Here is a 12,356-nt window from a genome sequence, read left to right as displayed (position 1 = left end):
TACAAAATGTTTACCATAAGAGGAAAGGCGTGCAGTCAAGGTCAGTGTCTTGCGGACATGGGGCTTTCCCTGTTTCCCACAGTGGAAAGCAACCCCGATTGATTTACATTTCACAAGCCCATCGACAATCGTTATAATCCCAAGCAGCTTATTTATGTTTTGAAAATGATGGTTCATTCTTCTGTTTTACCACCCAGTCCCAAACCCGCAACAGATGAACAGGATCTTATTCCCATAAAATCTCCTGTACGTTCGGTTGGCCGAAAAGCCACCATTACCAAAGAAGAGTTATTTCAAGCCACCCTGAACCTGATTGGCCCACAAAAGAGCATCTCTTCCCTGAGTTTAAGGGAAATCGCGCGTGAGGCAGGCATTGCACCGAATAGTTTTTATCGTCATTTCAGGGACATTGATGAACTCGCAATTGCCCTGATTGATCGGGCAGGCTTGGTACTGCGTAAAATCATTCGTGAAGCACGCCTACAGGCAGTATTGCAACATAGTATTATCCGCAGTTCAGTCGAAGTTTTTATTCAACTTCTGGATGCAGATGAAGGTTATTTGGGCTTGTTGTTACGTGAAAGCTATACAGGTTCAACTTCCTATAAAGAGGCGGTAGACCGCCAGCTTTCCTTCTTCCAGCAAGAGTTGCACGAAGACCTGATTCGCCTGGAACAGATCAACAATAACAGTCACATGCCACATGCGGATATTGCCGCCAAGGCCATCACCCAACTGGTGTTTAACATGGGTGCGAAAGTGATTGACCTGTCTGCTGAACAACGGATTGAAGTCGCAGAACAAACCATGCTCATGATCCGTATGATCCTGACAGGTGCCCGTCACTTAACAGAAGAACCGCTCTAGTTTTATGTTTCCGTGTGGTGCAGCCCTTACTTGTACCACACCCAATCAACCCACTTACATTTCTTCCCATATTCCCCTCTTTATATTCAGCACAGTATTCAAACTGATACAAAAGCAGCCAAAATCGAAACATTCAGGCGTATTCAACGGCGTAAAATATTTATCGAAATAAATGGTTTTGATCCATTTTCATTCTTATTAAAATTGAAATGAGGTAACTATGAGTTCTTCAGCAGCGAAAGCTTTAAAAGTTTATACACGTAATAATTTAGATGATTCCATCAAAGAAGCAACGGTCAAAATATTAAATCAAATACTTGCAAATCTTATTGATTTATCCTTGCTCACCAAGCAGGCACACTGGAATATGCGCGGCAGCAACTTTATTGCCGTGCATGAAATGCTGGATATGTTCCGCACCTCATTGATCACCCATCTGGACAATGTGGCTGAACGTGCTGTACAAATTGGCGGTACGGCACTGGGAACGACCCAAACGGTATCGCAAACATCACATTTAAAACCGTATCCTGTGGAAATTCATGCGGTACAGGATCATTTGAAAGAACTTGCCGATCGTTATGGCGTGGTGGCAAACCATTTACGTGACACGATTGATGAGATTCAGGACCCGATTTCTGAAGATATTATCCATGCCGCTTTGGAAGACCTGGATCAATATTTATGGTTCCTTGAAGCCAATATTGAACAAAAGTAATTTCTGTTCAGCAATAAAAAAACGAGGGTCAAATGATCCTCGTTTTTTTATTGCATGGTGATGAGTTAAGGTTTGACCACCACCAACACCTGAATCGCTTCTGGGGTGACAGAAAGGCTATCCAGTAAACCTAAGCCTTCCTGTTGGAATTTCTGTAAACGCTCAATTTCATCCTGACGGATGCTTGGATTAAATTGCTTGAGATAAGTTAAACGGTCAATTTCATATTGCCATTTGTGACCATAATGTCCTTTCGCTTGCTCAATTAATTCTGGCAATGAGGTTTTGGCAATATCCAAAGCTTGCGCATAGCGGGTTTCAATCACATCACGACGGGCTTTCACCACCTGGCGACAGCTATTACCATCCAGATGATGCAAATATGGACGTAAAATGCTTGGATCAATCTTGGCAGACAAATCCTGACCATTTTCACTCAGCAACACACGAATCAACTGTTTTGGCAGGCTTGATGGCAAGTTCAATGCCTTCGGCGCAACCACATCAACCTTAAACCACACTTCCAGTAACACCGAACCTTGCTTTAATGCATTCGATTTCAGCAAAGCCACATTGGTACTGCCAAATGACTGTGTACGGATCATTTCCATGACACTTTCAATAAATGGATGCTCCAGTGTCAGATATTGTGCATCTTCACGGATTTGCGCCTGATCACGATAGAACGTTGCGGTCATGCCCTCTTCGTCCAAGGTCAGACCTTGAACCTGCATCTGGTCGGTTGGCTTGATGATGACCGTACCATTGCTTTGCTCATCAAAGTCAATATTGGTTGATGACATAAAACGCTTTACGAACATTGGTAAAGTGGTGTTGTCATCATAATCCTCAAGCGCCTGTACAATGCCCTGCGCCACCACTGGACGACAAGAATTGTACTCAAGCAAACGGTCACGACCTGCCTGTAGTTCAGCTTCCAAAGCTTGGCGTTGTACATTGACTTCTTCAAGCAAGTCTTCAAAGGTTTGCCCTTGATCTGCCAATAGACAGTCTTTCAGTTCAACAATAAAGTTCTCTTGCAGCGTTTGGGCTGTTGGAGAAATATTGCTGAAAATATTCAGTGCTTCGTTATACCAGCGGAACATACGTTCCTGCGCTGTACCGATCAAATATGGCACATGAATCTGAATACGGTTTTCCTGACCAATACGATCTAAACGTCCAATACGTTGTTCCAGCACATCAGGGTTGGCAGGCAGGTCAAACAATATCAAGTCACTGGCAAACTGGAAATTACGCCCCTCTGAACCAATTTCAGAACAGAGTAGAATCTGCGCACCATAGCTGTCCTCAGCAAAATATGCCGCCGCCTGATCACGTTCAAGCAGGCTCATGCCCTCATGGAACATCGCAGTACGAATGCCCGCATGTAAGCGCAATACATTTTCCAAAGCCTCCACCACAGGCCCACTACGCGCGATCAACAACACTTTTTTGTGTTTTAAGTCCTTGCGCAGTACTTCCATCAACCAAGGCACACGCGGATCATTTTCCATCCATGCACCATCAAGCTGCCCCTCTTCTGGCCACATTTGCTCACGCATTTTGCCATCAAATGACCAGTCTTCTGGGACTGGTAGTGGTGCTGGCTGGCAATCACGGCCTGGGAAGCCCTGAATCGCCTCACGGGTGTTACGGAACAGGATACGACCTGTACCATGACGATCCAACAATTCATGAATCGCACGCATACGTTGTTCAGGCTGATCATTAATACGATGACCCAATAAGCCCTCAAGTGCAGCTAAATGCTCTTCGGTCAATGCCTCATCTGACATCAACACTTCAGCCACTTTTGCCGTTTGCTGATATTGCTCTTCCTCATCAAGGAAACGATCAAGGCTGCTAAAACGTTGCGGATCGAGTAAACGAAGACGGGCAAAATGGCTTTCCACACCCAACTGTTCAGGGGTTGCAGTCAGGAGCAACACACCCGCCGTTTGTTCTGCCAGTTCTTCAACCAGATCATAACGGTCATTGCCGCCCTCTTCCTCACTCCACATCAAATGATGAGCTTCATCAACCACTAGCAAGTCAAAACCTGCTTCCAAAGCCTGCTCACGCAGATCTTCGTGGTCAATCATCAAATCGACACTGGCAATAATGCATTGCTCAGTCAGGAATGGATTCAGGTCAGGATCATGCTCCTTAATCGAAGCGGTACGAGTTAGGTCAAACAGGGAGAATTGCAGATTGAAACGGCGACGCATTTCAATCATCCATTGATACTGCAATGAATCAGGTACCAAAATCAGGATACGTTCCGAACGTCCTGTTTTTAGTTGCTGGTGGATAATCAGGCCCGCTTCAATGGTTTTACCAAGCCCAACCTCATCCGCAAGAAGAACACGGGGTGCAAAGCGCTTGCCCACCTCATGCGCGATATAAAGTTGGTGTGGAATCAGGCCAACACGTGCACCGAGCAAACCACGTAATGGGCTGGTGTGCATTTGAGCCTGCAACAACATCGCTTCAATACGCAGGTCATACCATTCCTTATAATCGACCTGACTGGCCAACAGGCGCTCTAAAGGTTTTGACAACTGGATTTGCGCACCAATACGGGTTTCATTCAGTGCCTTGCGTTCCTGTTCGCCATTTGTCAAAGTGCGAACCACATCGTAACGGAGCACGCCATGACGGTCTTCGATGGACTCAACAATCCACTTGATGCCTTCCTGATCCTGAACTTCATCATTCACATTGAAGATGATACGGGACAAAGGCGCATTGTTGCGTGCATAGACACGGGTTTCATCACTTTTGGGGAATAAAATGCTGATAGAACGTTCATCTACATCAATAAGAACGCCTAAACCGAGTTCTGTTTCTGTATCTGATAACCAACGTTGACCAATAGCAAACTGCTGCAATTTTTCCACCTTTATCTCAAGTTAGCCTACATATTGTATTCCGTAGCCCTGATAGGGTTTAAGGTATTTTATGTAGTTTTCAACCATGTATTTTGACACAAAGCGCCATCAAATAGCGTGCATCACATCATGATTTATTAAAAAGTTTTAGCAACTAAAACGGTACGGAACAATCAAAACTGAGTGGTGCACCTGTCTTAGGATGAGTGAAGCTTAACTGCGTTGCATGTAAACACAAACGGTCATAAAGCTGTTGCTGTTCTGGTGTGGCATATAAGGTATCACCCAGAATTGGATGACCTAGATATTGCATATGCACACGAAGCTGGTGGGAACGGCCTGTAATCGGGATGAGTTTAACCCGTGTCACAGCCTGTCCCTGAATCTCAAAATGTTCAATTGCTTGCCATTCTGTTAACGCTGGTTTGTGATGGGAAGCATCCACAATATGCAATGGCGGGTGGCTTGGGTCATAAATCACAGGAATATCGACTGTGCTCTGTCCCTCTAAATGACCTGCAACCAATGCCTGATAAATTTTTGAAGTTTGACGATCCTGAAATTGACGGGAAATGGAACTTTGTCCAAATTTGGAAAGGCCAAATACCAGTATGCCCGAAGTATCACGGTCTAAACGATGGATGAGTAAAGTTTTTGGTTCTAGTTTTAATAAACGGTTGATCAAACAATTTTGTAAATCAGGTGTTTTCCCTGGCACTGTCAGCAACCCTGCGGGTTTATGGATGACCATAAAATCTTCATCACGATGAATCAAATGTTCACTTAGAAAATCACTCAAGGTAGCCTTCCAACGACTGGGTGAAAACAAGCGGGCAATCATAAAAAGCTTACCAGCAAATTACAATCACATTTTACCTAAATTGCTTATTTTTTTATTGCCAGTTATAGCCTGTCTGCTATTCATTTAAGAATCCAACCTGAAATATAACCGTTACAGAACTTCTTTACTTTTTTAAATGACGTATGCCGTTATGAACTTCTTGGGTTGTGTGAAAATTAACACCAGATATTTCTAAATGACGTATGCCGTCATGAACATTTGTAAGGAAATGAACCAAGCCACTTTGACTTTCTAAATGACGTATGCCGTCATGAACATCATCACGAATCTCTACCCCCATGTCCAATGTTTCTAAATGACGTATGCCGTCATGAACAAATCTGGGGGAAGTGCAGAATCAACGATTACTTTCTAAATGACGTATGCCGTCATGAACAACAAATTTCTCTGTTGATGATTCTTTCTTAATTTCTAAATGACGTATGCCGTCATGAACTGTATAGGTGAACGAATAGATAGAAAATGTAATTTCTAAATGACGTATGCCGTCATGAACGTCTGGATCAGACATAACGGCAACAACACGCTTTTCTAAATGACGTATGCCGTCATGAACACTATGAGACGTGGAGGTGGCTGGTCTTTTTTTTTCTAAATGACGTATGCCGTCATGAACAAACGTTTTATTGCCAGAACGCTGGTGTTTGATTTCTAAATGACGTATGCCGTCATGAACTCAGTCATTGTTATTCACCTGCTCAATTCTGTTTTCTAAATGACGTATGCCGTCATGAACTATCGCTGTTCAGCTCAGCATATTCAGACTTTTTTCTAAATGACGTATGCCGTCATGAACGAAATAGGTTTGGATGAGGGGCAAGCCAAAGCTTTCTAAATGACGTATGCCGTCATGAACTGGGCTAGAGAAAATCATCCAAAATTTGCTAATTTCTAAATGACGTATGCCGTCATGAACCTTGGTGCATTTAATTCACAGGATACGAGCGCTTTCTAAATGACGTATGCCGTCATGAACTGGCTTCATTACTACATAAGGTTTTTCGTTATTTTCTAAATGACGTATGCCGTCATGAACTCTAAACTCACTCCGTGGCTTTTTATTCCTGTTTTCTAAATGACGTATGCCGTCATGAACAATCAAATAAAGATAAAAAGAAAGTTATAACAAAGACTTACTATAATTTTTTTCAATTTACCCAATCAAAAAACAACCAATTCTAACCTTTTGATTTTATTAAACTATTTAAATACCCATAAAAATAGGGTAAATAAACTGAATGAAGATATTAGAGGTCAGCTCTGAATTCGTGTACTTGCTAAGAAGTACTAAAAAAGCAAGCATATCTGAAAAATATGCTTGCTATATCATTTTAGCCTTTCATCTCTGCAAACGTTTCTTTCGCTGCCTGAATGGTATCAGCAATATCCTGATCCGAATGGACAGAAGAAATAAAACCTGCCTCAAAAGCCGATGGTGCAAGGTACACACCACGCTTTAACATACCGTGGAAGAATTTTTTAAAGGCTTCAACATCACAGGCCAACATGGAGTCAAAACTGGTAATATCATCTTGATTAGTAAAATAAAGGCCGAACATACCACCCACCTGCTGGGTTTTGAATGGGATTCCTGCCTCATCTGCCGCAGTCTGTAATCCTGCAAGCAATTTTTCTAATTGTGCAGCCAGTCCTGTATAGAAGTTTGGTTCACGTAAATGCTTAAACATGGCAATCCCCGCACGCATTGCCAATGGATTACCTGACAATGTGCCCGCCTGATAGACGCCACCCAAAGGTGCGATACATTCCATGATTTCGCGTTTACCACCAAATGCGCCCACAGGCAGACCCGCACCAATAATCTTACCGAGTGTCACCAGATCAGGCTTCACATTATATAAGGTGTGTGCCCCGCCTAGAGCAACACGGAAACCCGTCATGACTTCATCAATAATAAACACGGATTTGTATTCATCACAGACATCACGAATGGCCTGTAAAAATCCGTCAATTGGTGTAACCAGATTCATGTTGCCTGCCACTGGTTCAATAATTACCCCAGCAATCTCATGACCAAACTTGGCAAAACATTTTTTCAACGCTTCAATATTATTATATGGCAGCGTTAAGGTATGTTTGGCAAAATCGGCAGGCACCCCTTTGGAAGTCGGCTCACCCTCGCCCAAGGTCAATAAGCCTGAACCTGCCTTAACCAATAACGAATCTGAATGGCCATGATAGCAGCCTTCGAATTTTACAATCTTGTCACGACCTGTGTAACCACGCGCCAGACGAATCGCAGTCATGGTCGCTTCGGTTCCTGAACTGGTCATACGCACCAATTCAATCGCTGGCATGATCTCGCAAATGATGTCTGCCAAAGTGGTCTCATGTACCGTTGGTGCACCAAAGCTTAAGCCATCCTCAGCCGCAGTTTGTACCGCCTGGATAATATCAGGATGGGCATGACCCAAAATCATCGGCCCCCATGAACCGACATAGTCTACATAACGCTTGCCATCAACATCCCACAGGTATGCACCTTTCGCCTTTTCAATAAAGACGGGCGTACCGCCAACACCGTTAAATGCACGTACAGGTGAGTTGACCCCACCTGGAATGTGTTTATTTGCCTGTTTAAATAACTGTTCTTGCTTTGGAGATAAACTCATAAACTGCTCAACCTAAATCGAAAACATGGGGAACGATGAAGTCCCAGAGAACATCTCAGATCCCGTAAAATAAATCAAAGAAATTATGCAAATAACTTTGCCCATGCATCTACACGGGCAGGAATTTCGGCTGTTGACCGTCCTAATATATCACTAATCACCGCACAAAGGCTTGCCCCAGCTTCAATTACCACATTGGAATTCTCAACAGTCAGGCCCCCAATCGCACAAATGGGCACATCAAATTTTTGTCTTGCCTGTTGAATAACTTCAATCCCAACATTTCCCGCCTCTGGCTTGGTTGAGGTTGCATATATAGCTCCAAAAGCAACATAGCTCGCACCCTCGGCAATCGCTTTTTCAGCAAGTTCCAATGAGTTGAGGCAGGTACGGCCAATAATCACGCCTTGAGGCAGACGTTGAATTGCATCGGTGATTTCACCATCTGATTGTCCGAGATGAACGCCTAAACCAAATTGTTCTGCCAGCGATAAATCATCATTAATCACAAATGGAACCTGATATTTTTCACACAGGATCTTCATCTGCTCCACTTCAAGCGGCTGATCGGCTTTTGCGATTTTTTTACGACGATACTGCAAAATGGCAATATGTCCTGTTGCCAATGCAAGCTGTAGTTTTTCTAGTAATAATTGGATTGGATCATCATTGGTAATCAGGTAGAGACCGTGCATAAGAAAAGACTCATCAGTTTTATCGAACAAGTATAGATCATGAAAATATCATCGGCCATCCCTACATATTTACCTTTATTATGAATACCAATCTTATAAATTCCAGTATTTATAAAAAAGCCGCACTGGAGATGCGGCTAAAAGTGTTATGACTATATAATGAGATTACGGGATAAATAAAATTAATAATCGTAAACTTCATCCCAAGTAATGGTCTTGTTAATCACTTGTTTTCCATCACTAGATGCTTGATACATCAAAGTTTTGGCATCATTATTTGCGATTAAGATTGAATAGTTTTTGTCATTGGTTGTATCAACCACTTTCAACTGACCATCGTAGGCATCTGAGTCTTCATCGTTAGATTTATATCTAAAAGGATTGATGGTATTGAATTTAGCTGAATAATCTCCAATCTCACTGCCTTTAACCTTAAATATACCCTCAGAACTTAAAGAATATGCCCCATTGCTTCCTTCCTCCTGGAAGCTGGTTTTAAATGCGCTGAGATTATATTCCACTGTCCTTGATTTTTTATTATCGTCAATTTCTGTTGAAACCACTTTCAAGTTGTTGGTTTCAATGGTACCGCTTGTATCATTTGCCGTGCTGGTTACTTTAAGTGCACCATTTACTAAACTGCTTTCTCCATCATCATAACTGATTTTAAAGTCTACATATTGGTATTGATTTGTTGAAAGGTTAATGACACCTGAAACCGCAGTATCATCATCAAATAACCCCCTACAATTATTAAAGGTAATTTTATCACTTGTTTTTACATAGTTTCCTTGAGAACAAGGCGTACCCTCTACAGCCTCATCAGCACCATAGACCAATGCATCAACAAAACCAAAATTAACAAAGGTACTTAAAGCAGAGTGTGTAATTGTATTGACCGTCTTTTCAAGGCCCCAATTGGCGGTAGTTGTTTCAGTTGGTTTATTTTTATCATCAATTTCTTGCTTTATATTATCAATCACATCATCTGAACCACCACAACCTCCCAATAATAAAGTACCCAAGACAGCAGCAGCTGCCATTTTATATTTCATGATATTCTCCTCACTTCACAATATGATTAGTGTTAGAGAAAAGCACTGTTGTGTCTATTCCTCAAATGAGGAGTAGACAGGATCTTTTTTTAATATTTAGATAAAATTATGGATTATCCTAGATGGATATCCTTAACCTAATTTGATTTTGGCAATAATTCAAACCCAATTATTAAATGACGTATGCCGTCATGAACGATAGGGATATACAGCAAAGAACGGTTTAATAATTTCTAAATGACGTATGCCGTCATGAACGTCACTTACAGAACCTTGCCAAGAATCCGAACTTTCTAAATGACGTATGCCGTCATGAACAAGTTACAATGTCAACTGGGCCGAATACTTTTCTTCTAAATGACGTATGCCGTCATGAACCTCTTCGTGTAAACCTGCTTTTGATGGTGTATCTTCTAAATGACGTATGCCGTCATGAACAATTTAATGGCTTCTGTACCCAAAGATGCAGGCTTCTAAATGACGTATGCTGTCATGAACATGTGATAAAAATTAATACCCACATTCTTTGTCTTCTAAATGACGTATGCCGTCATGAACTCCAGCCATTTTGCTAAACGTTCTGCCAATTGTTTCTAAATGACGTATGTCGCCATGAACGAGGGCTTGAAGATCACCACAGCTATAGACAATTTCTAAATGGCGTATGTCGCCATGAACTTAATTCTTGTAATTTCATTTACTACATCATATTTCTAAATGGCGTATGTCGCCATGAACAATTTGATACCTTTCTCAAGACACGCTTGTATTTTCTAAATGGCGTATGTCGCCATGAACACGGGGATGAAAGCCTACTGGCTGGATGAACATTTCTAAATGGCGTATGTCGCCATGAACTTGGGTGTTTTTGGGTACTTGCTGGCACCATTTTTCTAAATGGCGTATGTCGCCATGAACATAGTAAATTTCTGAACAGTGCATATGGATCTTTTCTAAATGGCGTATGTCGCCATGAACGCATCGACAAGCTTGTGATGCACTGCTGGAATTTTCTAAATGGCGTATGTCGCCATGAACAATTCGTTCAAAGTAAGGACGCAACCCAAAGCTTTCTAAATGGCGTATGTCGCCATGAACCTGATGGTTTCAAATTTGAAAGGTTCACTAATTTTCTAAATGGCGTATGTCGCCATGAACCCTTCAAGTTGAGAAATGACTTGGGTTTTTGCTTTCTAAATGGCGTATGTCGCCATGAACCCTTCAAGTTGAGAAATGACTTGGGTTTTTGCTTTCTAAATGGCGTATGTCGCCATGAACATATCAAAGCGCAAGTTAATGAAAAATTTGAATTTCTAAATGGCGTATGTCGCCATGAACTGATGCTAGAAAAGTTAGACGTTGATCATGGTTTTCTAAATGGCGTATGTCGCCATGAACTTTACCTGTGCCTGATGACTTTAAATATGTATTTTTCTAAATGGCGTATGTCGCCATGAACAAAATCGCTTGATTACTCATAACGTTCTCCACTTTCTAAATGGCGTATGTCGCCATGAACGATCAAAAGCCATATGGCAAGAATGGCATAAATTTCTAAATGGCGTATGTCGCCATGAACGCAAAGCCGATGGGAATGATATTGTTCTGGATTTTCTAAATGGCGTATGTCGCCATGAACATGATAAAAATTTGAGGTGACGGTATGAATGCTTTCTAAATGGCGTATGTCGCCATGAACTTCATTATATGATGCTGCACGCAAAGCCGATGTTTCTAAATGGCGTATGTCGCCATGAACATTACCATCAGCTATATGACTAAGATATGATGTTTCTAAATGGCGTATGTCGCCATGAACGGAGCTAAGACAAATTTCCGTTTCGCTTGGGATTTCTAAATGGCGTATGTCGCCATGAACCCAGTGAAAACAGAAGTTGCTGTTTATCATCCATTTCTAAATGGCGTATGTCGCCATGAACCACAGGGTAATTAGATCAATGTAATTAACAACTTTCTAAATGGCGTATGTCGCCATGAACCCTATTTACTGTAGCACGTAAAGAGTGGAAGTTTTCTAAATGGCGTATGTCGCCATGAACCCAATGATGTTCTTCATCTAATTGGAATTAATTTTCTAAATGGCGTATGTCGCCATGAACTTGAAAGGAGCCATTACATAGACTGGCTCGGTCTTTCTAAATGGCGTATGTCGCCATGAACATGTTGTGGAGATCAAGGACTTAATCGAACAATTTCTAAATGGCGTATGTCGCCATGAACCATTGCTCTGATTCTTTAGCAGCAACATGCTTTTTCTAAATGGCGTATGTCGCCATGAACATGAAGCGATGAGGGGCTTGCTCGCACAAGGCTTTCTAAATGGCGTATGTCGCCATGAACCATCTGCAAATTCATCTGTGATCTTACAACGTTTTCTAAATGGCGTATGTCGCCATGAACCTGATAATTGCGTTTGTATGTCCAACTCTTATTTTCTAAATGGCGTATGTCGCCATGAACATTGAATTACAAGATCGGTTCTTCCATTCTCATTTCTAAATGGCGTATGTCGCCATGAACGCAAAACCAAAGAGGAACTTTCGATTGAAATTTTTCTAAATGGCGTATGTCGCCATGAACATAAGCCCGCCTCAACCCCGTTCGACCCATC

Annotated in this window: 7 protein-coding genes and 2 CRISPR repeat arrays (1 of these 9 only partly in view); of the genes, 2 read left to right on the top strand and 5 right to left on the bottom strand. The window is 41.9% G+C overall.

Annotated elements, in window-relative coordinates:
- Positions 1-168: 168 nt before the first annotated feature.
- Together fabR and dps are read left to right on the top strand one after the other, a co-directional pair.
- Entirely contained in the window at positions 169-867 is a 699-nt protein-coding gene (fabR, locus tag N5J47_RS03080; protein ID WP_004755822.1) for an HTH-type transcriptional repressor FabR, read from the top strand.
- A gap of 220 nt (positions 868-1,087) precedes the next feature.
- Positions 1,088-1,585 carry a DNA starvation/stationary phase protection protein Dps gene (gene dps, locus N5J47_RS03075; protein WP_279959267.1) on the top strand — a complete coding sequence of 166 codons (498 nt, stop codon included), beginning with the start codon at positions 1,088-1,090 and terminating at the stop codon, positions 1,583-1,585.
- A 65-nt stretch (positions 1,586-1,650) separates the two neighbouring features.
- On the opposite strand, the gene rapA is transcribed toward dps, so the two are convergent.
- The 5 genes from rapA to N5J47_RS03050 form a co-directional block, all read right to left on the bottom strand.
- Complete coding sequence (gene rapA / locus N5J47_RS03070; RefSeq protein WP_279959268.1) at positions 1,651-4,488, bottom strand: RNA polymerase-associated protein RapA; 2,838 nt, start codon at positions 4,486-4,488, stop codon at positions 1,651-1,653.
- A 145-nt stretch (positions 4,489-4,633) separates the two neighbouring features.
- Positions 4,634-5,278, bottom strand: coding sequence for an RluA family pseudouridine synthase (locus N5J47_RS03065; protein WP_279959269.1), 645 nt, complete (start codon positions 5,276-5,278; stop codon positions 4,634-4,636).
- 171 nt (positions 5,279-5,449) lie between these two features.
- A CRISPR array of direct repeats spans positions 5,450-6,437; the repeat unit is 28 nt; unit sequence TTTCTAAATGACGTATGCCGTCATGAAC.
- Between the two features lie 235 nt (positions 6,438-6,672).
- Positions 6,673-7,974 (bottom strand): glutamate-1-semialdehyde 2,1-aminomutase, encoded by a 1,302-nt coding sequence (hemL, locus tag N5J47_RS03060; protein WP_279959270.1) that lies wholly within the window; start codon positions 7,972-7,974, stop codon positions 6,673-6,675.
- Positions 7,975-8,057: 83 nt separating this feature from the next.
- Positions 8,058-8,669, bottom strand: coding sequence for a thiamine phosphate synthase (gene thiE / locus N5J47_RS03055; protein ID WP_279959271.1), 612 nt, complete (start codon positions 8,667-8,669; stop codon positions 8,058-8,060).
- Between the two features lie 182 nt (positions 8,670-8,851).
- Entirely contained in the window at positions 8,852-9,724 is an 873-nt protein-coding gene (locus N5J47_RS03050) for a hypothetical protein (RefSeq protein ID WP_004681346.1), read from the bottom strand.
- A gap of 169 nt (positions 9,725-9,893) precedes the next feature.
- Positions 9,894-12,356: direct repeats of the CRISPR family, unit length 28 nt; unit sequence TTTCTAAATGGCGTATGTCGCCATGAAC (it continues 2,191 nt past the right edge of the window).

This window comes from Acinetobacter sp. GD03645 (assembly GCF_029845285.1).
Lineage (GTDB): Bacteria > Pseudomonadota > Gammaproteobacteria > Pseudomonadales > Moraxellaceae > Acinetobacter > Acinetobacter corruptisaponis.
The sequence above is the reverse complement of the archived record's forward strand: the minus strand, read 5'-3'. Positions and strand labels throughout refer to the sequence as shown.

Bases quoted from the DNA above. Each gene is read 5' to 3' on its own strand.
- fabR (WP_004755822.1), top strand. From the start codon at position 169: ATGGTTCATTCTTCTGTTTTACCACCCAGTCCCAAACCCGCAACAGAT.
- dps (WP_279959267.1), top strand. From the start codon at position 1,088: ATGAGTTCTTCAGCAGCGAAAGCTTTAAAAGTTTATACACGTAATAAT.
- hemL (WP_279959270.1), bottom strand. From the start codon at position 7,974: ATGAGTTTATCTCCAAAGCAAGAACAGTTATTTAAACAGGCAAATAAA.
- thiE (WP_279959271.1), bottom strand. From the start codon at position 8,669: ATGCACGGTCTCTACCTGATTACCAATGATGATCCAATCCAATTATTA.
- N5J47_RS03050 (WP_004681346.1), bottom strand. From the start codon at position 9,724: ATGAAATATAAAATGGCAGCTGCTGCTGTCTTGGGTACTTTATTATTG.